Below are 23100 nucleotides of genomic sequence, written 5' to 3'. Positions count from 1 at the left end.
CGGTGGGAGACGGCGAGCGGCGGATGTTCGCTGCACAGGCCCTACCTCACGGACGTGGACTCGCCAGCCTCCGCGTCCTCCGCAGTGAAGGATTTCGTCCTTCCCCGATCTCACTCGATCAACCCCATATGCTTGAGGCGGATCTCGAATTCGTCGATCTCGCGATGCGCACGCGGCAGCGGCACCGCGAAGTGCTGCGCCAGCTCCGCCGCCAGCTCCGCCTTCTGCTGGCCGCGCACCAGCCCGATCACGATGGCCCGCTCGATGTCGCTGAGCAGCCGGCCGTCGCCGGCCAAGTCGTCGCCTATCACCATGTCTTTTCCTATCACCCAATCCAAATGCCGCGAGCGCGCAGGCACGCCCATCCTCCGATCGGCATTGAACGCGGACACCATGGCGGCGCAGATGGCGAAGCGATGACAAAACTGTAATCGACCGTTTGCGGCCCGATGTTAGCTTGGAAAAAACGCGGCAAGGCCCATTCGGCCGCCGCTTCAGATACCCGCACCAGGATTACCGCCCATGCCGTTCCACTTCGATCCACGCCGACTCGCCTGCAGCGGCCTCGCCGCCGGCCTGCTGGCAGGCTGCGCCGGCACGCCGGCGCCGCTGGCCGAGGACGTGGCGGACCGCGTGGCGCGCCAGCAGGCGGCGATGGCCGAGCTGCGCAGCGCACTGCCCGAGCAGGCGATGGACGCCGAGACCGCGGTCGCCTACGCCGCCGGCCACAATCTCGAAGTACGCCTCGCCACGCTGGACCGCGCGCTGGCGGCCGGCGCGATCGACCTGGCCAGCATCCAGATGCTGCCCAGCCTCAGCGTGCAGGCCGGCTATCTCAAGCGCGACCAGGTCGAGGCCGGCAGCGGCGATCCGCTCGGCCGCCACACGCGTTCGGCCGAACTGTCGTGGGGCGCGCTCGAATTCGGCTCGGCCTGGCTGCGCACCCGCGAGGCCGGCGAGCGCGGGCTGATCTATGCCCGGCGCGAACGCGAGCAGCTCGGCCGCATCGCGATCGAAACGCGGCTGGCCTGGCTACGCGTGGCCAACGCCGAGCGGCGCACCGCGCAGATGGCCGAAGCCGACCGCCTGCTGGGCCACGGCGAGGCCTTGCTGGCGCGGCTCGAAGCGGCCGGCCTGCGCGATCCGCTGGTGCATGCGCAATATCGCGACAGCCTGCTGGCGCTGCGCGGCCAGCTGCGCGCGGTCGGCGACCAGGCCAGCGCCGCGCGCGGCGAGCTGGCCGGCCTCCTGACCAGCGACCGCCGCCAGCCGCCGCGCGTGGCGGCCGACGCAGTGCAGCAGGACACGCTGCTGGCGAGCGTGACCGCGACGCTGGCGATCCCCGAGGACACCCTGGAAACCCACGCGCTGCGCCACCGCGCCGACCTGCGCGAACTCGACGTGCAGGCCCGCATCCTGCGCCGCGAAGCGCAGCTGACCTGGCTCAACGCGCTGCCGGTGCTGCGGTTGTTCTACGGCCGCCAGTACGACACCGACCTGCGGCTCGATCCGCCCTACTGGCAGCAGCAGGGCTACAGCCTGGCCTTCAACCTGCTGGGCCTCGCCTCGGCCGCATTGCAGAACCGCCAGTTGAGCATCCAGCGCGGCCAGACCGACCTGCACCAGCTGGCGCTCGGCTTCGCCGCGGTCGAACAGGTGCGGCTGGGCCGCGAGCGGCTGGCGCTGGCGCTGGCCGACTGGCGCGACGCCGAGGCACGCCGCGCCAGCAGCGCGCGCATCGCCGAGATCCGGCTGGCCCGCAGCCCGTTCTACGAAGACGACGAACTCGAACAGGCGCGCGCCCAGGTCACCGCGCTGCAGGCCGGCGTCGCCGCCGACCGTGCCTGGGAGGCGCTGCTCGAACGCTATCTGCAGTTGCTGCAGGCCAGCGGCGTCGACGTCTGGCCCGATGCGCTGCCGGCCTTCGAGGCCGACCGGCCGCTCGAGGCCACCGCCGAGGCGCTGCGCCGCCACTGGCAGGCGCTGCCGCAGCGCGTGGCCGAGCTGGCGCGGGAGGTGGGCTGATGCGCATCCTGGTGATCGAGACCCCGCCCCTGCCCGGCTGCGGCGTGGCCGACTGGCTGGCGCGCCAGGGCGGCTTCGAGGTGCAGACCGCGGCGGCGCTGCCGGCCCGCTGCGAGGCCGAGGTCCTGCTGTTCGACCTGGCCGGCAGCCCCGACCTGGTCGGCGAGCTGCGCCGCGCCACCCAGTTGCGCGGACCGCGCGTGCTGGCGCTGTGCCGCGATCCGGCCGAGCTGCCGGCCGCCCTGTGCGACTGGCTCGGCGCCGCGCTGCTGCGCGTGCCGGTCGAGCCGGCCGCGCTGCTGGCCGCGCTGTACGGCGAGGCCGAGACCGAGGCCGGCAGCGACGACGAAGCGCAGCACCACCACGACGGCGACAGCCTGATCGGCGCCTGGGCTTCCGCCTTCCTCAGCAGCCGCGCCGAGACCAGCCACGCCGCGACCGAAGCGGCCGGCCCGGCCGACGGCCCGCTGTCGGCGCGCGAACGCCAGATCGCCGCGCTGATCGCCCGCGGCTTCAGCAATGCCGAGATCGGCAGTCAGCTCTTCCTCAGCGTCGGCACGGTGCGCAAGCACCGCGAGAACCTGATGCGCAAGCTCGACGTCCGCAATGCCCAGATGCTCACGCGCTGGGCGCTGCGCGACGGCCTGGTGACGCCCGACGACCTGCCGGGCCAGCAGGATCGGGCCTGACCGAGACAACCCCGACCCGGCCCGAGCCGGGCCCCTCTCAAACCAAAACAGGAGTTAAAGCGATGAACCAGATCTTTGTGGACGGCGTGGAAGAAGTCTCCATCGTGGGCGGCGTGGTGCGCGTCGACCTGTTCAGCTATGCGCCCGGCCCGCGCGGCGCCGACAAGCGTCCGCCGCGCGAGCTGGTCGAGCGGCTGTGCCTGCCGCCCGAGGCCTTCCTGCAGATGTACGGCGCGCTCGACGGCATGGTGAAGCAATTACAGGAACGCGGCCTGGTGCAGCGCAAGGACGCCGCCCGGCTGGCAGCCGACGAGGCCGAGGCCGGTGCCGCGATCAACGGCGCGCAGGACGTCCAGCGCGCCCGCGGCAGCGCCAACTTCTGAAGGCCCGCCGCGCGGACGGCTCAAACCGCCTGTTACGACATCGCGGCCGCTCCGCCGGCCGCGCCGCCCCGACGCTGCGCAGCCTGTGCCGCCGCCTGCTGCGCCTGACACGGTAGACACACCCGTATGGATTCAGCCCTCAAATGCCTGGTCCTGGCCGCGCGCCAGCACGGCATCGAGACCACCGTCGAGAAGCTCAAGCGCGAGCAAGGCATCACCGACCCCGAGGTCTCGTTCGCCACGCTGACGCGCATCGCCGGCGAGCACGGCCTCGACACCCGCACCGAACGGCTCGACTGGCCGGCGCTGCTCGGCTGCCAGGGGCTCTACCCGGCGCTGGTCAAGCTGCGCAACGGCTTCTTCGTACTGGTGGTCGCCATGCGCGGCGGCGATGCGGCCGCGGTGCAGGTGCTCGACCCGCTGGCGGCCCAGGCCGAGCTGGTGTGGATCGACCGCGAGCGCTTCGAGCACGCCTACGCCGGCCAGGCCATGCTGATCAAGCCGCGCGAGCTGCATGCCGGCAACCCGGCCGAGACGCCGTTCGGCTGGCGCTGGTTCGCGAACGAGATGGCGCTGCAGAAGCCGGTCTTCGTCCAGGTGATCGTGGTCGCGCTGGCCTTGCAGATCCTGGCCTTCGCGCCGGCGATCTTCTCCCAGGTGGTGTTCGACAAGGTCATCACCTACGGCAGCCTCGACACGCTGCACGTGCTGTTCGCCGGCGTGGTGATGGCGCTGCTGTTCAACGGCCTGTTCGGCGGCATCCGCAGCCTGCTGCTGCTGTACGCGACCAGCCGGCTCGACATGCGGGCGGCGTCCTACAGCTTCCAGAAGCTGCTGCGCCTGCCGCTGGGCCTGTTCCAGCAGGTGTCGGCCGGTACCCTGGTCAAGCACATCCAGCAGACCGGCCAGGTGCGCGAGTTCTTCACCGGCAACCTGCTGCTCACGCTGATCGAGCTCCTGGCGCTGGTGGTGGTGCTGCCGATCCTGTTCTTCTTCAGCTGGCAGCTGTCCTGCATCGTGATCGTGTTCTCGCTGGCGATCGCCGCCAACACGCTGTTCGGCGCGCGCAGCAACCGCGAGAAGCTGATGACGCTGTACGAGACCGAGGCGCAGCGCCAGTCGGTGCTGACCGAGACGGTGCACGGCATCGAGACCGTGAAGTCGATGGCGCTCGAGCCCTACCAGGGCCGCCACTGGCTCGACCTGACCGCCCACGCCGCCCGTTTGCAGTTCCAGGTCGGCCGCCGCGCGATCTACACCGGCGAGGTCAGCCAGTTGCTGATGAAGCTGATGTACGTGGTGGTGATCTGGGCCGGCACGCTGCTGCTGTTCGAGCACCAGGTCACCGCCGGTACGCTGATCGCGTTCAACATCCTGTCGGCCCGCGTCACCGGCCCGCTGGTGCAGATGGTCCAGCTCTTGACCAAGTTCCAGCAGACCGCCATCTCGCTCGACATGCTGGCCAAGCTGCTCAACCGGCCCGGCGAGCGCACCCGCCAGGGCGGCCTGACGCCCGACGTGCGCGGCGAGATCGACTTCGCCGGCGTCGGCTTCACCTACCCGGGCGCCGGCCGGCCGGCGCTGGAGGACGTGAAGCTGCACGTGCAGGCCGGCCGCACGCTCGGCGTGGTCGGCCGCAGCGGCTCGGGCAAGTCGACCCTGATCCGGCTGCTGCTGGGCCTGGACGACCCGTCGCGCGGCCTGGTGCGCATCGACGGCCACGACGTGCGCGAGTACGACATTTCCCACCTGCGCGCCCAGATCGGCGTGGTGACGCAGCGCACCGTGCTGTTCCGCGGCACCGTGCGCGAGAACATCGCCAAGGCGCGCCAGTGGGCCGGCATGGACGAGGTGGTGGCCGCCGCCAAGCTCGCCAATGCCCATGAATTCATCGAGCAGCTGCCACGCGGCTACGACACCGTGCTGGAAGAGGACGCCGCCAATCTCTCCGGCGGCCAGAAGCAGCGGCTGGCGCTGGCCCGCGCGCTGCTGGCCAATCCGCGCATCCTGGTGCTCGACGAGGCCACCAGCGCGCTCGACCCCGAGAGCGAGGCCATGATCCGCCAGCAGCTGCCGCAGATCGCGCGCGGCCGCACCCTGATCCAGGTGTCGCACCGGTTGTCGATGCTGACCTCGATGGACGCCATCGCGGTGCTCGACAACGGCCGCCTGGTCGATCTCGGCCCGCACGCCACCCTGCTCCGCCGCTGCGCGCTGTACCGCAAGCTGTGGACCATCCAGAACCCGCACGAGGCCGAACGATGAGCGCCACCTCCGCCATCACCCCCGCCGCCGCCCAGCTCCACTACGCGCGCGGCGAGCTGATCTTCTCCGAGGGCAGCGAGGGCCGCGACGCCTACATCGTGCTCGAGGGCGAGGTGAACATCGTCAAGACCACCGGCGAGCAGGTGCTGGTGCTCAAGACCATCGGCCCGGGCGAGCTGTTCGGCGAGATGGCGCTGATCACCAGCAACCCGCGCGCCGCCAGCGCGGTGGCCAAGACCGAAGTGGTGCTCGAGGTGCTCGACCAGGAAGCCCTGGCCGCGCGCATGGGCGGCGACCCGGCCTTCATGGCCGACCTGATGCGCCGGCTGGCCAGCATGGTGCCCGAGCTGCAGAGCCAGCTGATCCGCCAGCACGCGCAGGACCAGCAGGAAGAGCAGCAGCCGGTGCGCTGGCTGTCGCGCTGGCGCCGCCGCTCGGTCGCCGACGACTTCGCCCCGACCGCCTGCTGCTCGAACGGCTGCGGCCGCCGCCGCTGGTCGGCGGCGCGGTGGTGGCGCTGTGCAGCGCGCTGGTGGCGGCGATCGCCTGGTCGGCGCTGGCCAAGACCGAGATCGTGGTCAGCGGCCACGGCAAGCTGGTCAGCGCGGCGCCCAATATGGTGGTGCAGAGCTTCGACCAGGCCACCATCAAGGAAATCAGGGTGCGCGAGGGCGACTCGGTGCGCCGCGGCGACCTCCTGGGCCTGCTCGACCCGACCGTGGCCGAGTCGGACCTGCGCAACCTGCGCCAGCAGCTGGTCGGCACCGAGGCGCAGATCGCCCGCATCGTGGCCGAGCAGCGGCCCGGCACGCCGCCGCGGCTGAGCGCCGACGCGGCCGAGGACGCCCAGCAGCGCGCGCTGCTGATCGCGCGGCGGCAGCAGTACCAGGCCAGCAGCGCCAGCTATGCCGAGGAGATCGCCGGACTCGAGAAGCAGCTCGACGGCCGCCGCCGCGAGCTCGAGGAACAGGAGCGCCAGCTCAAGCTGGCCGCCGAGCTGACCGCGGTGAAGAAAGACCAGTACGAACGCGAGCGGGAAGCCTACCAGCGCGACGGCGTCTACAAGCTGCAATACCTGGACGCCGCACGCAGCCTGGCCGGCGCCGAGCGCGAGACCACCGCGGCCCGCGCCGCGCGCGATGCGCTCGAACGCCAGCTGGCCGCCAGGCGCGCCGCCGCCAGCGCCTTCGCCAGCCAGTGGCAGGCCGACAGCCAGCGCGAGCTGGCCGGCCTGCGCCGCGATGCGCAGAAGCTCAACGAGCTGCTGGCCAAGCAGGGCCGTACCAGCAGCCTGGTGGAACTGCGCGCGCCGGCCGACGGCACGGTGCAGGCGATCCGCGCCGCCAATCCGGGCACGGTGATCCGGCCGGCCGAGACCATCATGGAGATCGTGCCCGAGCACGTGGCGCGCGAATTCGAGGTCGAGATCAGCCCGGCCGACGTCGGCCAGATCAAGCTCGGCGACCCGGTGCAGGTTCGCCTCGACGCGATGCCCTCGATGCGCCACGGCGTGATCCGCGGCCAGCTGAGCTACCTGAGCGCCGACGCGGTCGACCCGGTCCCCGGCCGCCGCGACGCCGCCGCGGCCTACCGCGCCCGGGTGCGCATCGACAAGGTCGAGCTGCACGACACGCCGCCGAGCTTCTCGCTGCGGCCGGGCATGACGGCGACCGCCGACATCCACGTCGGCAAGCGCGCGATGATCGCCTACCTGTTCTATCCGGTGGCGCGGGCGGTGCAGGGGAGCTTCAGGGAGCCGTGATCACGGTCTGCACAGTTGAACCGGCGGACTGCTTCACCGCGGAGGACGCCGAGGACCCGGAGTAGACAAAGGAGGAATCCGCTCGCCGGCATATCCCTCCCAGTGTCCTCCGCGTCCTCTGCGGTGAAAGACTTGCCTTCAACCGCCGGCGAACACCTTCGCCAGCTTGTAGGCCAGCCGCGTCGCCTGGTCGATCAGCCGGTGCACGTGGCCGGGGAATTGCGGCAGCGAGAAGTACAGCGCCGCCATGCCGACCCCGAGCGTGAGCGGGAAACCGACCGCGAACACGTTGAACTGCGGCGCGGCGCGCGACATCACGCCGATCGACAGGTTGGTGATCAGCAGCGCCGCCAGTACCGGCAGCGAGAGCAGGACGCCAAGGGTGAAAATCTGCCCGGCCGCGTCGACCAGCAGCTTGAAGCCGGCCGCCTTGATCGGCGTCGCGGATACCGGCAGCAGCACGAAGCTGTGCGCCAGCGTCTCGATCACCAGCAGGTGGCCGTTCATGGCCAGGAACAGCAGCAGGGTCAACAGGCTGGCGAACTGCGCCACCACCGCGGTATTGGTGCCGTGCTGCGGATCGTAGAAGCTGGCGAAGCCGAGGCCCATCTGCAGGCCGGCCAGGTGACCGGCCATCTCGACCGAGGCGAACACCAGCCGCATGGTGAAACCGATCGCCAGGCCGATCAGCACCTGCTGCATCAGCACCAGGATGCCCAGCGGCGATACCGGCGCGATGGCCGGCTGGACCGGGATCACCGGCGCCACCACCAAGGCCAGCAGGAATGCCAGCGCCACCCGCACGCGGATCGGGATCGCCCGGCTCGAATAGAACGGGTCGGTCGCGAAGATCGCCATGATGCGGAAGGCCGGCCACATCACCAGGCCCAGCCAGGCCTGGATCTGGGCGTCGCTGATGGTGAACACGCCCTAGCCGATCATCGAGGGAATCGATTCGAACAGGCGCACCGTGTAGTCCATCAGGATCGACAGCATCCACGGCCCGGCCAGCACCGCCACCAGGAAGGTGATCAGGAGCTTGGGGATGAAGGACAGCGTCGCCTCGTTGATCTGGGTGGCGGCCTGGAACACGCTGATCAGCAGGCCGACCACCAGGCCGGCCAGCAGCATCGGGCCGCCGACCAGGATGATCACCTCGAAGGCGCGCTGGATGACGGTGATGACCATTTCCGGGGACATGGGCTACCTCAGGTGTAGAAGCTCTGGACCAGCGAGCCGATCAGCAGCGTCCAGCCGTCGACCAGCACGAACAGGATGATCTTGAACGGCAGCGAGATGGTCACCGGGCTGACCATCATCATGCCCATCGCCATCAGCACGCTGGCGACCACCATGTCGATGATCAGGAAAGGGATGAACACCAGGAAGGCGATCTGGAACGCGGTCTTGAGCTCGCTGGTGACGAAGGCCGGTACCAGCACCTTGAGGCTGACGTCCTCCGGCCCGTTGGGCTTGGCGCTCTGCGACAGCTCGATGAACAGCGCCAGGTCCTTCTGCCGTGTCTGCTTGAGCATGAACTGCTTGAGCGGCACCGCGCCGCGCTCGAGCGCCTCGTTGAAGCCGATGCGGTCTTGGCTGTACGGCAGGTAGGCGTCGTCCCAGACGCGGTCGAGCACCGGCGTCATCACGAACAGCGTGAGGAACAGCGACAGGCCGACGATCACCTGGTTGGGCGGCGCCTGCATGGTGCCGAGCGCCTGCCGCAGCAGCGACAGCACGATCACGATGCGGGTGAAGGCCGTCATCATCAAGAGGATGGCCGGCAGGAAGGTCAGGCTGGTCAGGAACAGCAGCGTCTGCAGCGTCAGCGTATAGCTCTGGCCGCCGCCCGTGGCCGGCTGGCTGCTCAACAACGGCAAGCCCGGATCGGCCGCCAGCACCGGCAATGCCAGCAGCGCCAGCCCGCCCAGCAGCGCGCGCGCCCTCATGCCGCGTCCCCACCCTTGCCGGCCTGGCGCGCCTTGAGCACGGCGGCCAGCTTCTCGGCGAAGGGCAAGGGCGGCGCACTGGCGGCCGGCGGCAGGTCGTCCGGCCGCGGCAGCGTATGCAGGGTGCTGACCTCGTTCGGCGTCACGCCCAGCACCAGCCAGGTATCGCGCAGTTCGACCACCACCACGCGCTCTTTGGCGCCGACCATCACGCCGCCGACCACCCGCAGCTGGGCGGCGTTGCCGAACTGGCCCGGCGAGAAGCGCCGCATCAGCCAGGCGGTGAGCAGGATGGCGCCGATCACCAGCACCAGCGCGAAGAACACCTGCACCAGCGCGAAGGCAGACGGTGCGCCGGCCGGCAGCGAGGCGGCCGGCACGGCCTTGACCGCCTCGGCGGCGTAACCACAAACGGAAACCGCCGCGACGGAGGCGGCGGTGGCGAGAAGCGGGAGGAAGCGCATGGGCCTCGGGATTCTTATTTGTGCAGCCTGCGGACGCGCTCGGCCGGAGTGATGATGTCGGTGAGCCGGATGCCGAACTTGTCGTTCACCACCACGACTTCGCCTTGGGCGATCAGGGTGCCGTTGACCAGCACGTCCATCGGCTCGCCGGCCAGGCCCTCGAGCTCGACCACCGAGCCCTGCGCCAGTTGCAGCAGGCTGCGGATGGCGATCTTGGTGCGGCCCAGTTCCACGGTCATGGTGACCGGGATGTCCATGATCATGTCGATGCCGGCCGGGCCCGCCGGGCGCTGCGGTTCGGCGTCGAAGCGCTGGAAGATGTCGGCCGCCGAGCCGATGCTGGGCGAGGCGCCGAAAGCCGGCTGCGTCATCGCGGCCGCCTCGGCGCTCTGCTGCTCGGCCAGCGCCGCGGCCCAGTCGTCCAGGCCTTGTTCGTCTTCGTTACTCATGTCTCAGTCCTTCCAGCGGCTCGTCGTCGAGCGACAGGTTTTCCGGCGAGGTCAGGACATTGTCGATCCGGAGCGCATACTGGTTGCCGAGAATACCATAGCGTCCTTCGACCAACGGCACCCCGTCCACCTCGCCCTGCACCGTCTCCGGGATGTCGATGCCGATCACGTCGCCGACCTTGAGGTCGAGGATCTCGCCCAGCGTGATCTGCGCGGTGCCGAGGTTGACGATCAGGTCGACCGAGGAATTCTGCACCTCGCGCGACAGGAGCTTGAGCCAGCGGTTGTCCGACTCCATGCGGTCGGCCTGCATCGAGCTGTACAGCACGTCGCGCAGCGGTTCGATCATCGAATACGGGAAGCAGACGTGGAAATCGCCGCCGCCCGAGCCGAGCTCGATCTTGAAGGTGAAGGCCACCACCACTTCGGTCGGGGTGGCGATGTTGGCGAACTGGGTGTTCATTTCCGAGCGCACGTAGCTGAACTCGGTCTTGAACACCGGCTCCCAGGCCTTGCGGTATTCGTCCATCACCACTTCGAGCAGGCGCTGGATGATGCGCTGCTCGGTCGGGGTGAAGTCGCGGCCTTCCACCCGCACGTGGTAGCGGCCGTCCGAGCCGAACATGTTGTCGACCACCAGGAACACGAGGTCGGGGTCGAAGATGAACAGGCCGGTGCCGCGCAGCGGCTTCATGTGGATCAGGTTGAGGTTGGTCGGCACCACCAGGTTGCGGATGAACTCGCTGTACTTCTGAACCCGCACCGGGCCGACCGAGATCTCGGCCGAGCGGCGCATGAAGTTGAACAGGCCGATGCGCAGATTGCGCGCGAAACGCTCGTTGATGACTTCGAGCGTCGGCATCCGGCCGCGGACGATGCGCTCCTGCCGGCCGATGTCGTAGGCGCGGATGGCCGATGAGTCGAGGCCCTCGTCGGTGTCCTCGTCCTCGCCGGTGACCCCGCGCAAGAGGGCATCGACCTCTTCCTGGGAGAGTATGTCGTCGGCCATGATCTGCGACCTTTCAAACTTCCTTTGACCTTACTGGACGATGAAGGTCTTGAATTCGACGCTCATCACGCCCTCTTCGTCATCCTTCGCGCCCAGCACCTTGTTGATGGCCTGCTTGATGTCGTCCATCAACTTCACTTTTCCTTCGAGCGTGGCGATGTCTTCCGGCTTGCGCGAGCTCAGCAGCAGGTTGATCTGGCTGCTGATCCGCGGCAGGTAGCTCTTCACCACCTCTTTCTGCGCCTCGTTGGCCACCTGCACGTGGATCTCGGTCTGCAGCACCGTGCCGCCCGCGAGATTCACCGTGTAGGTATCGAGCTTGTCGAATACCGGCGGCGCAGATTCCTTCTCCTTCTTCTTTTCCTTCTTCTTGCTGCCCTTGTCTTCGTCGTGCCCTTCCGCCACGTGTTCCTGCGGCGCATCGCCGTAGCTCTGGTTGGCCGAGATGGTCAGGAACAGCCAGGTGGCGAAGCCCCCGCCGACCACGATCACCAGGACCAGCAAGCCGATGACGACGTAGAGCACGACATTTTTCTTCGACTTCTTCGCGTCGCTGCTGGCCTCCGCCTGCGGCGCCGGTTTCTTGGCCTCTGCCATGGAAGGATGTCCTCCGGGATTGCGTGTAGGGGAAACAAACCAACTGTCCGCTTATCGGCAGCCTAGCCGGTTTATAAAGCAAAGGCGCCACAGGAACAAGCACTGGCGCGGCTTCCACGCTTTCCGGGGGACTTCCCTCCTAGATGAATAGATTCACGTTGCCGGGAGCGCCGCTCAGCACCCTCGCCCGCCATCCCGGCGGCGGCGCGCCGCCGTTTTCGACCTGGCCGAGCGCATCGCCGCGTTCGCGCCGGCCGTCGCGGCCCGGCTGGCCGTCGCGCTGCGCGCCGGCCTGGTTGCCTTGCGATTGAACGTCGGCCTGGGCCAGCTGGATGCCGCTCTCGGCCAGCATCTCGCCAAGCTTCGGCAGCGACGCCTGCAAGGCCTCGCGCACCGGCGCGCTGGCCGCCACGAAGGTCAGGCTGGCCTGGTCCTGGTTCAGCGTGAGCTTGACCTCGAGCGGACCCAGGTTCGGCGGATTGAGCTGCATCTCCACCTCCTGCTGCTGATTGCTGACCATCATCACCACCTTGTGGCCGACCGCGCGGTCCCAGCCTTCGGCGCCGACCGGGTGATGGACCGCGAACATCGCCTTGGACTGCTCCGCTGCCTGCGAGCGCGGCGATTCGACGCGCAGGCCGGGCACGGTGATCTGCTGGCGCGCCGTACCGGCATCGACCTGCATGCGCTGTTCGAGCATCTGGCCGAAATCGGCCTTGGCATCCTGCGCCCCGGCGGCGAGCTCGGCCGGCAATGCTTGCCGCTCGGCGGCAAGCTTGCCCACCGCTTCGGACTGGCCGTCGAGCAGCAGCTTCTTGGGTTCCACCGCCGGCTCGGCCATGTCCTTGCCGTCCAGCAGCGCCGATGCGAGGCCGGCATGCTGCACGGTCGGGTCGCCGGCAGCTTCCGCCTTGGCCTGCGCCGCATCGAGCGCCTGGTTGACGAAGGCCTGCAACTGGGCGATCAGCGCGCTGCCGCCGGCCTGCGCCGCCGCGGCGAGCTCGGCCGCCTGCTCGGCGTCCTCGTCCTGGCCGGGCTTGGCCGACTTGCCGTCCGGCTCGTCCGCCGCCTTGGCCTGCTCGCCGGCAGCCGCCTCGGACGGCTGCCGCTCGGCCTGCGCGGCGTCCTTGCCCGGAGTCTCCTGGGCCGGCCGCGCCTTGTCCGGCGTGCGTTCGGGCTGGCGGGCCGGCTCGGATTGGCGCGTCGGCGCCGGCTCGCGCGGCGCGACCGACTCGCGCCTGGCGGCGGCATCGCGAGCATTGGCCTGCGACTGGATCTGGGATTGGGTCTGCATCTGCCGCCCCAGCGTGTCCTCGAAGGCGACGTCCGGGCCGTCGGACGCACGCGACGCGCTCTTCGCGGTATTGGCGGAAAGATTGAGCAGCAGCGAATTGGTACTGGCGGTGGTGGCCATGATCCCTTGTCCGGTTGTGCCCTCGACGGGCCTGGACGGATCACAGCAAGAACAGTGCCAACGGGAAACCGAGCGCAACCGGCTCAGTGCGAATCGCCCTGGCGCCGGTGCAGATTGGCGGCCCACTCGTCCGACTGCTTTTGCTCGCGCTTGGCCTCGATGCGGCCCTGGCGCTCGTGGTGGCGGGTCTCGAGCGTCTCGTAGGCCTTGACCTCCTTCTCGCACTCCTGCCAGGCCTGCTTGGTCTGCTCGAGCACCGCCTCGCAGCGCCGCACATCGTTGGCCTGCGCCTCGACCGCGCCGTCGAGCTTGGCCAGGAACAGCTGGAAGTCGTGCCACTGGTGCATGCGCATGCCGCGGCTGGCGCTGTCGGCCAGCCGCTGCCGGTACTCGGCGCGGTATTGCTCGATCTGCGCCAGCCGCTCGCGCGACTGCTGCAGGCGGCCGAGCGCCGCGCTGATCGCGCGGGCCGCGTCTTCACGCTTGTCGACGGCGAGTTCGAGCAGGAATGCGAACTGGAAGGCTTTCGCCACGGGATGCTCCGGCAGTCTGAAGCATTGAACGGATCATGCGGGCCGGCCGGCACGAGCGGGATCGCGGCCGGACGCGAAGTCCGGCCTGCCGGGCCAGCGCGGCAGCCCCAACCGCTCAGTTTGCGAACAGCGCGGCGAGCTTCATTCTAGCGCCCTCGTAGCGCTCGCGTTCGAAGATGCCCTGCTGCAGGAAGGCCTCCATCGCCGGCATGCGCACGATGGCCTCGTCCAGCAGCGGATCGGAACCGCGCACGTAGGCGCCGACGTTGATCAGGTCGCGCGCGCGCTGGTAACGCGAGTAGAGCTGCTTGAAGCGCCGTACCAGGTCGTATTCCTGCGGCGCGATGATGTCGGTCATCACCCGGCTGATCGACTGCTCGATGTCGATGGCCGGATAGTGGCCGGCGTCGGCAAGTTGCCGGCTCAGCACGATGTGGCCGTCGAGGATGGCGCGCGCGCTGTCGGCGATCGGATCCTGCTGGTCGTCGCCCTCGCTCAGCACGGTATAGAAGGCGGTGATCGAGCCGCCGCCCTCGCGGCCGTTGCCGGCCCGCTCCACCAGGCCAGGCAGCTTGGCGAACACCGAAGGTGGATAGCCCTTGGTCGCCGGCGGCTCGCCGATCGCCAGCGCAATCTCGCGCTGGGCCATCGCGTAGCGCGTCAGCGAATCCATGATCAGCAGCACGTTGGCGCCCTGGTCGCGGAAATGCTCGGCGATCGCGGTGGCGTAGGCGGCGCCGTGCAGCCGCAGCAGCGGCGGCGTGTCGGCCGGCGCGGCCACCACCACCGAGCGGCGCAAGCCCTCCTCGCCGAGGATGTTCTCGATGAAGTCCTTGACCTCGCGGCCGCGCTCGCCGATCAGGCCGACCACCACCACGTCGGCGGTGGTATAGCGGGCCATCATGCCCAGCAGCACGCTCTTGCCCACGCCGGAGCCGGCGAACAGGCCCAGCCGCTGGCCGCGGCCGACCGTCAGCATGGCGTTGATCGCGCGCACGCCGACGTCGAGCACGTCGTGCACCGGCACCCGGTCGAGCGGGTTGAACGGACGCGAGAACAGCGGGACGTGGGATTCGGTGCGCAGCGGACCGAGCTTGTCGAGCGGCCGGCCGAGCCCGTCGAGCACCCGGCCCAGCAGATGCGGGCCGACGGCGACCTGGCGGCCGCGGTCCTCGACCCGGCGGCGCGGCGGGCGCGGCTCTTCCAGCCTGGGCTGGCGCTCGCCGTGGTCCTCGTAGGCCACCACCCAGGCGCCGGGCTCGAGGCCGTAGACCTCGGCGATCGGCATCAGGAACAGCCGCTCGCCGTTGAAGCCGACCACCTCGGCCTCGATCGAATGATGGTCGGGCAGCACGATATGGCAGGAGGCGCCGACCGGCAGCTTGATGCCGACCGCTTCGAGCACCAGGCCGGCCACCCGGGTGAGCCGGCCGCGCGGCTGCCAGGGTTTGGCTTCCTCGACCGCTTCGCGGCACTCGGCCGCGTAGCGCTGCCAGCGCGCCAGCGCCGGCTCGTCGAGCGGCAGGCTCACGATCCGCCGCCCCAGCCGTCCTGCCGGCCCAGCGACTCGACCACCCGCTGCCAGCGGGTAGCCAGCGTCAGGTCGACCTCGACGTTGGCGTTGCCGATGCGGCAGCCGCCGCGCTCAATGTCTGGGTTCGGCTCGAGCCGCCAGTTGCCGGGCGTCGTTTCGCCGCCGAGCAGCGTCTGCACCAGCGCCAGGTCGTCGGGATGCAGCTCCAGCCGCAGCGGCCCCTGCAGTTCGGGCAAGGCATTGATCGCGTCGCGGATCACGGTCAGCACGCGCTCGGGCTCGGCCGCCAGCGTCCCGCGCAGCATCTGGCGGGCCACCGCCAGCGCGATGTCGAGGATGGGTTTGGCCAGGCCGGTCTCGTAGCCGACGACCGCGGCGTCGAGATGGGCGAGCAGCGCCTGGAAGCGGGCCACCTCGGCGTTCGCCGCGTCGCGCCCCTTCTGCTGGCCTGCTTCGAAACCGGCGGCGTAGCCGGCTTCGCGGCCGGCCTGCTCGCCCTCGGCATAGCCGGCCTCCTGGCCGGCGGCATGGCCGGCCTGGAAGCCCTCGTCGCGCGCCGAGGTCTTCAGCGCCTCGAGCTCGTTCACGCCGATCATCGGCGCGGTCGGCCCGGCCGGCTCCGGTTCGGGCACACCGGCATCCGGCTCCTCGGCCACGATGGTCGGCTCGTATTCGGGCGGAGGCGGCGGTTCCTCGCGGAACAGATGCGGCCGCTGCACCGAGGCGCCGCCGAAATGGTCGACCTGCCAGGGCTCGAGCGGCGGCAATTCCTCGCGCCGGAAAATCTTCTTGCTACCCCAGGCTTTCATCGCAGCTCACCCTTACTCGACGAAGCCTTCGCTACCGCCCTTGGCGATGGCGACCTGGCCCTCGTCGGCCAGCCGGCGCACCACCTTGAGGATCTCGCGCTGCTCGGCTTCGACCTCGGACACCTTGACCGCGCCCTTGGCCTCGAAATCGTCGCGCAGCATCTCGGCCGCGCGCTGCGACATGTTCTTGAAGATCTTGTTGCGCAGCACCTCGCTGGTGCCCTTCATGGCGATGATCAGCGATTCGGACGAGATCTCGCGCAACAGCAGCTGGATGCCGCGGTCGTCGACGTCGATCAGGTTCTCGAAGGTGAACATCTTGTCCTGGATGCGCTGGGCCAGTTCCGGGTCGTATTCGCGGATCGCGTTGATGGCCGACGCCTCGACCACCCCGCCCATGAAGTTGAGGATCTCGGCCGCCATGCCCTCGCCGCCCATGGCCGACTTCTTGACCCGGTCGGCGCCCGACAAGAGCTGGGTCAGCACGTCGTTGAGCTCGCGCAGCGCGGTCGGCTGCACGCCTTCGAGCGTGGCGATGCGCAGCAGCACGTCGTTGCGCAGCCGCTCGACGAACTGGTTGAGGATTTCCGATACCTGGTCCGGCTCGAGGTGGACCAGGATGGTGGCGATGATCTGCGGGTGCTCGTTCTTGATCAGCTCGGCCACCGCGACCGAATCCATCCACTTGAGCGCCTCGATGCCGGTGTTGTCGCCGCCCTGCAGGATGCGGTCGAGCAGGTTGGCCGCCTTGTCCGAACCGAGCGCCTTGGTCAGCACCGAGCGGATGTACTCGTCGGCGGCGCCGAAGTTGGCGCGGTTCATGGTCGAGGCCAGGAAGTCGGTCACCACCTCCTCGACCTGCTCGCGCGTGACGTTGTCCATGCTGGCCATGGCGAGGCCGATCTTCTGCACTTCCTTCGGGCCGAGGTACTTGAACACTTCGACCGCCGCCTCTTCGCCCAGGCTCATCAAGAGAATGGCGCTGCGGCGGACCGCTTCTTCATTGCTGGCCATGCCGGCTCCTGTTGGTATCTGCCGTCCAGCCGCGCAGCACGGCGGCGGCGCCGCCCGGGTCACGGCGGGCCACGGCGCGGGCGCGTTCGATCAACTGGTCCAGACGCTGCCGGCCCGGCGATGGCGTGGTCCGCATCGCCGCCTCAGTTCGCCTTCTGGTCGGACGGATCGGCGTTGAGCCATTCGCGGATGATGGTGGCCACCATGCGCGGATCTTCCTTGGCCATTTCCTTGGAACGCTGCAGCAGCTCGCTGAACGCGGCCATCTGCGCGCTGGCCTCGGCCTCGGCGACGACTTCGGCCTCGACCTCGGACTGCGCCAGTTCCTCGGCGGTGAGCGACACCGCGCCCTCCTCGCCGGCCAGCGCCGCGCGCTGCTCCTGCTTCGGCCGGATCACGTCGCGCAGGATCGGCCGCACCACGCCGAACAGCAGGTAGGCCAGCACCAGCGCGATCAGGATCACCTTGACGATGTCGGCGGTGTGAGTGATCAGGTATTCGGTCAGTTTCTCGAGGAAGGACTTGCCGGCGATGTCGAGAATGCGGTCGGCGAAGGCGGCGTTGACCACCTTGACCGAGTCGCCGCGCTCGCGGTTGTAGCCGATCGCTTCCTGCACCAGGTTGGTCACTTGGTTGATCTCGGCCTGGGTCAGCGGCACCGACTTCACGCCGCCGTCCTTCTGCTGCACGCGCTTGAAGTTGACCACCACGGCGGCATTGACGCGCTTGAGCAGCGGCGTCTGCTGGCGCATGTGCTGGACCGTCTTGTCGACCTCGTAGTTGCGCGTCAGCTCCTTGTGCGAGCTGGCGCCAGGCGTGGTGTTGACGGTCGCTCCCGGCGGATTGGGCAGCGTGATCGGCGCGCTGGCCGCGCCCGGCGGCTGGTTGGACAGCGCGCCCGGCACGCCCGAGGGCTGGGCCGGCGTGCTGCCGGTGCCTTCGGCGGTCTGCTCGCTGCGGATCGCGGCGGCGTTGGGCGGCGAATTCGGCTTGAAGCTCTCGGTGGCCTGCTCGACCTCGGAGAAGTCCATCTGCACCGTCACCTCGGCCTTGACGTTGTCGGCGCCGACGATGGGCTCGAGGATCTTCTGGATGCGTTCGGACAACAGCTCTTCCTGCTGGTGCACCATGGCCATCTGGCGCTGGTTCAGCGAGCCGTTCGGGCCGTTGAGCAGGTCGGGCATGTTGGACAGCAGGTTGCCGTCCTGGTCGACCACGGTGACGTTCTTGATCGGCAGGTCGGGAATGCTGCTGGACACCAGATGGATGATGCCGGCGATCTGCGCACCGTCGAGCGCGCGGCCCGGGTGCAGCGTCAGCAGCACCGAGGCGGTCGGCTTCTGCTGCTCGCGCAGGAAGACGGTCTGCTTGGGCATGGCCAGGTGCACGCGCGCCGAGGCGACCGCCGACAGCGACTCGATCGAACGGGCGAGCTCGCCCTCCACCGCGCGCTGGTAATTCACCTGCTCGCCGAACTGGCTGATGCCGAATTTCTGGTTGTCGAGCAGCTCGAAGCCGACCGTGCCGCCCTTGGGCAGGCCTTGCGAGGCGAGCTGCAGCCGCGCGCTGTGGACGAACTCGGCCGGCACCGAGATCACGCCGCCGGCTTCGAGCTTGTAGGGAACGTTGAGCTGCTGCAGGGTCTGGATGATCTGGCCGCCGTCCTTGTCGGACACGTTGGCGAACAGGATCTTGTAGCCGGGGTCGCGCGCCCACAGCACTGCAATGACAGCCGCCGCCACGAGGGCGGCGGCGACGGCGATGGCGAGGATCTTGCGTGGATTCGGAAGCTGATTGAAGCGCTGGATGAGGCTGGGCCGCTCACCCTGGGATAGGTCTCGATTGTCGACGGCTACGACCGCATCATCCATATATCAGGCGAAATCACACCTGCATGTTCATAACTTCCTGGTAAGCGGACACCAGCTTGTTACGAACCTGCACCATAGTCTGGAAAGACAGGCTCGCCTTCTGGAGCGAGACCATCACATCTTGCAGGTTGGCATTGGGATCGCCCGTTTCGAACGCCTGTTGCTTGGCCTGCGAATCGAGTTGCATCTGGTTGACCTGGTCCAGCGACGCCTTGAGCACCGATGCGAAGTCGGAACCCTCGCCCTGGGTCTCGGCGGTGGACGAAGTCTGGCCCGCCGCCTTGGCGGACATGACCTTCAATTCACCCAGCAAGTTGTCTAACCCTTGCACGCTCATGATGCACCTCGAAACTGCTCGAAATTGTATGTGGCTCGCCTGAACAATAGCAAGCAATCAGCGGGCCTGCGCCCCATCCTGCGTCCTATTCTTCCTGCCAACCATCCTCCCGGTACTGCTGCAGCTTGTAACGCAGCGTCCGCTCGCTCATGCCGAGCTTCTCCGCTGCAAGCTTCCTGACCCCGCCGGCCGCCCTGAGCGTGTCCAGGATGTGCTGGCGCTCGAGCGACTTGATGTCGGTCACCGGCGGGGCCGAAGCCACGGCCACCGGCGGTGCTTCGACCTCTGCCGTCACCGGCAACGGCACCGCGGCGACCGGCGCCCCACCGGCAATTATTGCCGCCGGCGGCAACGACTGCCGGCGCGGAGCCGGCAAGAACAGATGCTCCGGCTCGATCTCGTCGCCGGGCGCCATGATCAGCGCGCGCTGCATCACGTTCTCGAGCTCGCGGATATTGCCCTCCCAGCGGTGCGCCGTCAGGGCCGCTGCAGCGGCCGGACTCACCGTGGGCACCCTGCGCTTGCTCGATGCCGCATGCCTAGAAAGCATGGCCCGTGCCAGCAGCACGATATCGTCGGGCCGCTCGCGCAGCGCCGGCAGCATCAGCGGGAATACGTTGAGCCGGTAGTAGAGATCTTCGCGGAAGCGGCCGGCCGCCACCTCGGTCGGCATGTCGCGGTTCGAGGTCGACAGCACCCGGATGTCGATCGGTACCGGTTTCTTGCCGCCGACGCGCTCGACCTCGCGCTCCTGCAGCACGCGCAGCAGCTTGGCCTGCAGCTCCAGCGGCATCTCGGAGATTTCGTCGAGCAGCAGCGTGCCGCCGTCGGCCTGCTCGAACTTGCCGATGTGCTGGTTGGCCGCGCCGGTGAAGGCGCCCTTCTCGTGGCCGAACAGCGTCGACTCGAGCAATTGTTCCGGAATCGCCGCGCAGTTGATCGCCACGAAAGGGCCGCTGGCGCGCCCGGAATGGCGATGGATATAGCGTGCCAGCACTTCCTTGCCGGTACCGCTCTCGCCGGTGATCATCACTGCCGCCTCGGACTGCGCCACCCGCTGGGCCATGTCCAACAGTCGCAGCATGCCGGGGTGTTCGGCGATCACCGCGTCGTCGTCGACCGCCGGCAGCATGTACTTGGCCACCGTGGCGAGCAGGTCGTCGGGCTCGAACGGCTTGGGCAGGTAGTGGGCGGCGCCGGCATGCAGCGCGGCCACCGCCTTCTCGATCACGCCATAAGCGGTCATCAGCACCACTGGGATGTGCGGATGCTCGACCTTGACGCGGCGCAGCAGCGTCTCGCCATCCATCGGCTGCATCTGCACGTCCGACAGCACCAGGCCGACCTTGCGCGTCGCCAGTTGCGCCAATCCCTCCTCGCCGTCGGCGGCCGAGACGATCTGGTAGCCAGCCAGCTCCAACGTATCGGTCAGCGCCTCGCGCAGGTCGTTGTCGTCCTCGACGATCAGGATGGGCAATGCGGGCATGGCGGCTTTCTGGGAAACGTATGGGAAAAGGATAGGCGCTGCGACGCGTCCAAGTCGAACGAACGCGGAAGAAAATCCACTGCGAGGGAGCGGAACCCGGACCGACTCAGCCGTCGCCCTTGCCATGCGCGCCGGAGCGCAGATGAGCCAGGATGCGGCCGGGCAGCTCGGTCAGCGGCGCGACCTCGTCCACGCCGCCGAGCGCGATCGCCTCCTTGGGCATGCCGAACACCACGCAGCTCGCTTCGTCCTGGGCGAAGTTGAAGCTGCCGGCGCGTTTCATCTCCAGCATGCCGGCGGCGCCGTCGCGCCCCATGCCGGTCAGGATCACGCCGATCGCATGACGGCCGGCATTGTTGGCGGCCGAGCGGAACAGCACGTCGACCGAGGGCCGGTGGCGATTGACCGGCGGCGCCTGCGACAGCTCGCAGACGTAGTGGCCGCCGGCAAGGCCGAGCAACAGGTGGGAATGCCCCGGCGCGATGTAGACGTTGCCGGGCAGCACCCGCTCGCCCTGCTCGGCCTCCTTGACCCGCAGCTTGCACAAGGTATCGAGCCGGGCCGCGAACGGCGCGGTGAACATCTCGGGCATGTGCTGGGCGATCAGCACCGGCGGCGAATTGGCCGGCAAGGGCAGCAGGAAGTGCTTGAGCGCCTCGGTGCCGCCGGTCGAGGCGCCGACGATGATCAGGGGCTGGGCCGGACCGCGGGCCGGCTTGCCCGCGATCGGCAGGACCACGTCGGCGGTATGGCTGGGCGGGATTTCCAGCGGTTCGGACGCGCCTTCGCGCGGCCGGCCCGCTGGGCGCTGGATATGGGTCATGAAGCGTCGCGCGGCAGGTAGCAAGCCTCGACGGTATTGCCATTGCCGAAGTAATGCAACGAGGCGCACAGCGCGCGCACCAGCGTGATGCCGCGGCCGCTCGGCCGGCGCACGTCCGGCGCACCGAGCCAGGCGCTGTCGAAGCCCTGGCCCGAATCGGACACCCGGACCACCAGCATGGTGCGGCCGGCCAGGTCGTAGCCGGCCAGTTCGACCTCGATGCGCCCTTCGCGCAACGCGGCCAGGCGCAGGCTGCGCTCGAGCAGGTATTGCTCCATGCCGTCGGCGTCGCGCTTGAGCGACGACGACAGCTGCAGCAGGCCATGATCGAGCGCGTTGACGAACAGCTCGGTCAGGATCAGGAAGATGTCGGCATGGTGGTTCGCCAGCGGCCGGACCTGGTTCACGAAGCCCATGATCAGCGGCACGGTGTGCAGCGAACGCAGTTCGTCCGGCCCCAGCGACATGCTGTAGCGCCAGCGCGCCTCGCTCGGCATCTGCGGCACGCGCTCGAGGCCGGTCGGCTCGGGCAGCGGCCGTACGGCGGCCGGGTCGATATCGACGATGGCCAGCGAGACGTCGTCGTGGCAGTGCGCGCCGGCCAGGAAATCGGACAGCGAGGTGATGGTGCGGTCGAGCGCCTCTTCGGCCGGCCAGCCGGCGCAGGCCAGCGCCAGCCGCGACAGGCCGAACGCCTCGCCGGCGTCGTTGCGCGCCTCGAGCAGGCCGTCCGAGCACAGCACCAGGTTGCCGCGCCCCTGGAAGGTATGTCGTTCGGTCTCCAGATCGAGCGCGTCGACCGGCAGGATGCCGAGCGGCAGGTGGCGCGAGGGCCAGCGCTTGAGCAGGCCGCCTTGCTCGTCGAACAGGCGCAGCTCGGGGATGCCGCCGTTCCACACCTCGATGCGGCAATTGACGAAATCGACCGCCACGAAGGCCAGCGCCACGAAGCGGCCGGTCGGCAGCACCTGGCGCACCTTGCGGTGCATCTCGGTCAGGATGTCGGTGAGGGTGAAGCCGCGCTCGGTCATGGCATAGAACGGCTGCGTCAGCGGCAGCACGTTGAGCGCGGCGGTCAGGCCGTGGCCGATGCCGTCGGCCAGCATCAGGTGCATCACCTGGCCCGGCGTGCGCGCCGCCGCGACCAGGTCGCCCGACAGGCTCTCGGCCGGCGCGATCCAGTAATGGAGCTGCGGATCGGACAGCCGCTCGTGGCTGACCAGTTGCTCCATCAGGTGGCGCGCGACGCGCTTCTCCTCTTCGGCGCGGTCGTAGTACTCGGCCAGCTTGGCCGATTGCTCGCGTACCTTGCGGTTCAGCGCGACGGTGCGCTCGATGGCCTTGATCTTGGCCTCGAGGATGCGGAAATTGACCGGTTTGAGCAGGTAGTCGTCGGCGCCGATCTCCATCGCATCGGCGAGCTTGCCGACCTCTTCGACCGCCGTGACCAGGATGATGGGCACCCAGCGCTCGCCCATGCGGATCTTGATCTCGCGGCCGGCCTCCGGGCCGTCCATGCGCGGCATCAGCATGTCCATCAGCACCATGTCGGGCTGAAAGGCCACGCAGCGCTCGACCGCCTCGACGCCGTCGGACGCCAGCAAGAGCTCGTGACCGAGCGACTCGACGAAACGCCCGATCATGAGCCGGACGACTTCAGCGTCGTCGGCAAGCAGGATCTTCATGT

The 23100-nt window shown here is 68.9% G+C and carries 23 protein-coding genes and 1 pseudogene; 6 read left to right on the top strand and 18 right to left on the bottom strand.

The window, feature by feature from the left end; all coding sequences use genetic code 11:
- Positions 1-110: 110 nt before the first annotated feature.
- The gene (locus H9L41_RS08725; RefSeq protein WP_028446601.1) at positions 111-314 is read right to left on the bottom strand and encodes a hypothetical protein; all 204 of its coding nucleotides are present in this window, start codon (positions 312-314) and stop codon (positions 111-113) included.
- A 208-nt stretch (positions 315-522) separates the two neighbouring features.
- Here H9L41_RS08725 and H9L41_RS08720 point away from each other — a divergent pair, with 208 nt between their 5' ends.
- From H9L41_RS08720 to H9L41_RS08700, 6 genes and pseudogenes are all read left to right on the top strand, one after another.
- The gene (locus tag H9L41_RS08720) at positions 523-2025 is read left to right on the top strand and encodes a TolC family protein (protein WP_028446600.1); all 1503 of its coding nucleotides are present in this window, start codon (positions 523-525) and stop codon (positions 2023-2025) included.
- Positions 2025-2714, top strand: coding sequence for a helix-turn-helix transcriptional regulator (locus tag H9L41_RS08715; protein ID WP_051319083.1), 690 nt, complete (start codon positions 2025-2027; stop codon positions 2712-2714). Before H9L41_RS08720 ends, H9L41_RS08715 begins: the two co-directional genes overlap by 1 nt.
- Before the next feature lie 62 nt (positions 2715-2776).
- Positions 2777-3097 (top strand): hypothetical protein, encoded by a 321-nt coding sequence (locus tag H9L41_RS08710; RefSeq protein ID WP_028446599.1) that lies wholly within the window; start codon positions 2777-2779, stop codon positions 3095-3097.
- A 126-nt stretch (positions 3098-3223) separates the two neighbouring features.
- Positions 3224-5362 (top strand): peptidase domain-containing ABC transporter, encoded by a 2139-nt coding sequence (locus tag H9L41_RS08705; RefSeq protein ID WP_028446598.1) that lies wholly within the window; start codon positions 3224-3226, stop codon positions 5360-5362.
- A pseudogene (locus H9L41_RS24490) lies at positions 5359-5580 on the top strand (cyclic nucleotide-binding domain-containing protein); the annotation flags it as partial. The gene H9L41_RS08705 and the pseudogene H9L41_RS24490, both read left to right, overlap by 4 nt.
- A 293-nt stretch (positions 5581-5873) precedes the next feature.
- Entirely contained in the window at positions 5874-7124 is a 1251-nt protein-coding gene (locus H9L41_RS08700; RefSeq protein WP_187523758.1) for an HlyD family type I secretion periplasmic adaptor subunit, read from the top strand.
- A 138-nt stretch (positions 7125-7262) separates the two neighbouring features.
- Here the strand turns inward: H9L41_RS08700 and fliR are convergent, their stop codons facing one another.
- From fliR to H9L41_RS08615, 17 genes are all read right to left on the bottom strand, one after another.
- Complete coding sequence (gene fliR / locus H9L41_RS08695; RefSeq protein WP_028446596.1) at positions 7263-8051, bottom strand: flagellar biosynthetic protein FliR; 789 nt, start codon at positions 8049-8051, stop codon at positions 7263-7265.
- A gap of 3 nt (positions 8052-8054) precedes the next feature.
- Complete coding sequence (gene fliQ, locus H9L41_RS08690; protein WP_028446595.1) at positions 8055-8324, bottom strand: flagellar biosynthesis protein FliQ; 270 nt, start codon at positions 8322-8324, stop codon at positions 8055-8057.
- Positions 8325-8332: 8 nt separating this feature from the next.
- Positions 8333-9073: a flagellar type III secretion system pore protein FliP gene (fliP, locus tag H9L41_RS08685; protein ID WP_028446594.1), complete on the bottom strand. Its 741-nt coding sequence runs from the start codon at positions 9071-9073 to the stop codon at positions 8333-8335.
- Positions 9070-9537, bottom strand: a complete 468-nt coding sequence (fliO, locus tag H9L41_RS08680; protein ID WP_084300331.1) for a flagellar biosynthetic protein FliO — start codon at positions 9535-9537, stop codon at positions 9070-9072. The genes fliP and fliO overlap by 4 nt, the downstream gene beginning before the upstream one ends.
- Before the next feature lie 14 nt (positions 9538-9551).
- Positions 9552-9986: a flagellar motor switch protein FliN gene (gene fliN / locus H9L41_RS08675; protein ID WP_028446592.1), complete on the bottom strand. Its 435-nt coding sequence runs from the start codon at positions 9984-9986 to the stop codon at positions 9552-9554.
- Positions 9979-10995: a flagellar motor switch protein FliM gene (gene fliM / locus H9L41_RS08670; RefSeq protein ID WP_028446591.1), complete on the bottom strand. Its 1017-nt coding sequence runs from the start codon at positions 10993-10995 to the stop codon at positions 9979-9981. The genes fliN and fliM overlap by 8 nt, the downstream gene beginning before the upstream one ends.
- Positions 10996-11025: 30 nt before the next feature.
- Positions 11026-11592, bottom strand: a complete 567-nt coding sequence (locus H9L41_RS08665; protein ID WP_028446590.1) for a flagellar basal body-associated FliL family protein — start codon at positions 11590-11592, stop codon at positions 11026-11028.
- Between the two features lie 139 nt (positions 11593-11731).
- A complete protein-coding gene (locus tag H9L41_RS08660; protein WP_028446589.1) occupies positions 11732-13006 on the bottom strand; it encodes a flagellar hook-length control protein FliK in 1275 nt (424 codons plus the stop codon).
- A gap of 83 nt (positions 13007-13089) precedes the next feature.
- The gene (fliJ, locus tag H9L41_RS08655; protein WP_211236882.1) at positions 13090-13539 is read right to left on the bottom strand and encodes a flagellar export protein FliJ; all 450 of its coding nucleotides are present in this window, start codon (positions 13537-13539) and stop codon (positions 13090-13092) included.
- Positions 13540-13654: 115 nt separating this feature from the next.
- Positions 13655-15070: a flagellar protein export ATPase FliI gene (fliI, locus tag H9L41_RS08650; RefSeq protein WP_373278949.1), complete on the bottom strand. Its 1416-nt coding sequence runs from the start codon at positions 15068-15070 to the stop codon at positions 13655-13657.
- Positions 15067-15882, bottom strand: coding sequence for a flagellar assembly protein FliH (gene fliH, locus H9L41_RS08645; protein ID WP_051319082.1), 816 nt, complete (start codon positions 15880-15882; stop codon positions 15067-15069). Before fliH ends, fliI begins: the two co-directional genes overlap by 4 nt.
- 12 nt (positions 15883-15894) lie before the next feature.
- Complete coding sequence (fliG, locus tag H9L41_RS08640; RefSeq protein WP_028446587.1) at positions 15895-16896, bottom strand: flagellar motor switch protein FliG; 1002 nt, start codon at positions 16894-16896, stop codon at positions 15895-15897.
- A 143-nt stretch (positions 16897-17039) separates the two neighbouring features.
- Positions 17040-18767: a flagellar basal-body MS-ring/collar protein FliF gene (gene fliF / locus H9L41_RS08635; protein ID WP_084300329.1), complete on the bottom strand. Its 1728-nt coding sequence runs from the start codon at positions 18765-18767 to the stop codon at positions 17040-17042.
- A 13-nt stretch (positions 18768-18780) separates the two neighbouring features.
- Entirely contained in the window at positions 18781-19104 is a 324-nt protein-coding gene (gene fliE, locus H9L41_RS08630) for a flagellar hook-basal body complex protein FliE (protein WP_028446586.1), read from the bottom strand.
- 85 nt (positions 19105-19189) lie between these two features.
- Positions 19190-20590, bottom strand: a complete 1401-nt coding sequence (locus H9L41_RS08625; RefSeq protein ID WP_028446585.1) for a sigma-54-dependent transcriptional regulator — start codon at positions 20588-20590, stop codon at positions 19190-19192.
- A gap of 106 nt (positions 20591-20696) precedes the next feature.
- Positions 20697-21413, bottom strand: a complete 717-nt coding sequence (locus H9L41_RS08620) for a chemotaxis protein CheB (RefSeq protein ID WP_084300327.1) — start codon at positions 21411-21413, stop codon at positions 20697-20699.
- Positions 21410-23098, bottom strand: coding sequence for an ATP-binding SpoIIE family protein phosphatase (locus H9L41_RS08615; RefSeq protein ID WP_034607113.1), 1689 nt, complete (start codon positions 23096-23098; stop codon positions 21410-21412). The genes H9L41_RS08620 and H9L41_RS08615 overlap by 4 nt, the downstream gene beginning before the upstream one ends.
- Between the last annotated feature and the right edge of the window lie 2 nt (positions 23099-23100).

Source organism: Chitinimonas koreensis (genome assembly GCF_014353015.1).
Lineage (GTDB): Bacteria > Pseudomonadota > Gammaproteobacteria > Burkholderiales > Chitinimonadaceae > Chitinimonas > Chitinimonas koreensis.
Note: the sequence above shows the minus strand (reverse complement) of the source record. Positions and strands in the feature narration are given on the sequence as shown.

Bases quoted from the DNA above. Each gene is read 5' to 3' on its own strand.
- H9L41_RS08725 (WP_028446601.1), bottom strand. From the start codon at position 314: ATGGTGATAGGCGACGACTTGGCCGGCGACGGCCGGCTGCTCAGCGAC.
- H9L41_RS08720 (WP_028446600.1), top strand. From the start codon at position 523: ATGCCGTTCCACTTCGATCCACGCCGACTCGCCTGCAGCGGCCTCGCC.
- H9L41_RS08715 (WP_051319083.1), top strand. From the start codon at position 2,025: ATGCGCATCCTGGTGATCGAGACCCCGCCCCTGCCCGGCTGCGGCGTG.
- H9L41_RS08710 (WP_028446599.1), top strand. From the start codon at position 2,777: ATGAACCAGATCTTTGTGGACGGCGTGGAAGAAGTCTCCATCGTGGGC.
- H9L41_RS08705 (WP_028446598.1), top strand. From the start codon at position 3,224: ATGGATTCAGCCCTCAAATGCCTGGTCCTGGCCGCGCGCCAGCACGGC.
- fliQ (WP_028446595.1), bottom strand. From the start codon at position 8,324: ATGTCCCCGGAAATGGTCATCACCGTCATCCAGCGCGCCTTCGAGGTG.
- fliP (WP_028446594.1), bottom strand. From the start codon at position 9,073: ATGAGGGCGCGCGCGCTGCTGGGCGGGCTGGCGCTGCTGGCATTGCCG.
- fliO (WP_084300331.1), bottom strand. From the start codon at position 9,537: ATGCGCTTCCTCCCGCTTCTCGCCACCGCCGCCTCCGTCGCGGCGGTT.
- fliN (WP_028446592.1), bottom strand. From the start codon at position 9,986: ATGAGTAACGAAGACGAACAAGGCCTGGACGACTGGGCCGCGGCGCTG.
- fliM (WP_028446591.1), bottom strand. From the start codon at position 10,995: ATGGCCGACGACATACTCTCCCAGGAAGAGGTCGATGCCCTCTTGCGC.
- H9L41_RS08665 (WP_028446590.1), bottom strand. From the start codon at position 11,592: ATGGCAGAGGCCAAGAAACCGGCGCCGCAGGCGGAGGCCAGCAGCGAC.
- H9L41_RS08660 (WP_028446589.1), bottom strand. From the start codon at position 13,006: ATGGCCACCACCGCCAGTACCAATTCGCTGCTGCTCAATCTTTCCGCC.
- fliH (WP_051319082.1), bottom strand. From the start codon at position 15,882: ATGAAAGCCTGGGGTAGCAAGAAGATTTTCCGGCGCGAGGAATTGCCG.
- fliG (WP_028446587.1), bottom strand. From the start codon at position 16,896: ATGGCCAGCAATGAAGAAGCGGTCCGCCGCAGCGCCATTCTCTTGATG.
- fliF (WP_084300329.1), bottom strand. From the start codon at position 18,767: ATGGATGATGCGGTCGTAGCCGTCGACAATCGAGACCTATCCCAGGGT.
- fliE (WP_028446586.1), bottom strand. From the start codon at position 19,104: ATGAGCGTGCAAGGGTTAGACAACTTGCTGGGTGAATTGAAGGTCATG.
- H9L41_RS08625 (WP_028446585.1), bottom strand. From the start codon at position 20,590: ATGCCCGCATTGCCCATCCTGATCGTCGAGGACGACAACGACCTGCGC.
- H9L41_RS08620 (WP_084300327.1), bottom strand. From the start codon at position 21,413: ATGACCCATATCCAGCGCCCAGCGGGCCGGCCGCGCGAAGGCGCGTCC.
- H9L41_RS08615 (WP_034607113.1), bottom strand. From the start codon at position 23,098: ATGAAGATCCTGCTTGCCGACGACGCTGAAGTCGTCCGGCTCATGATC.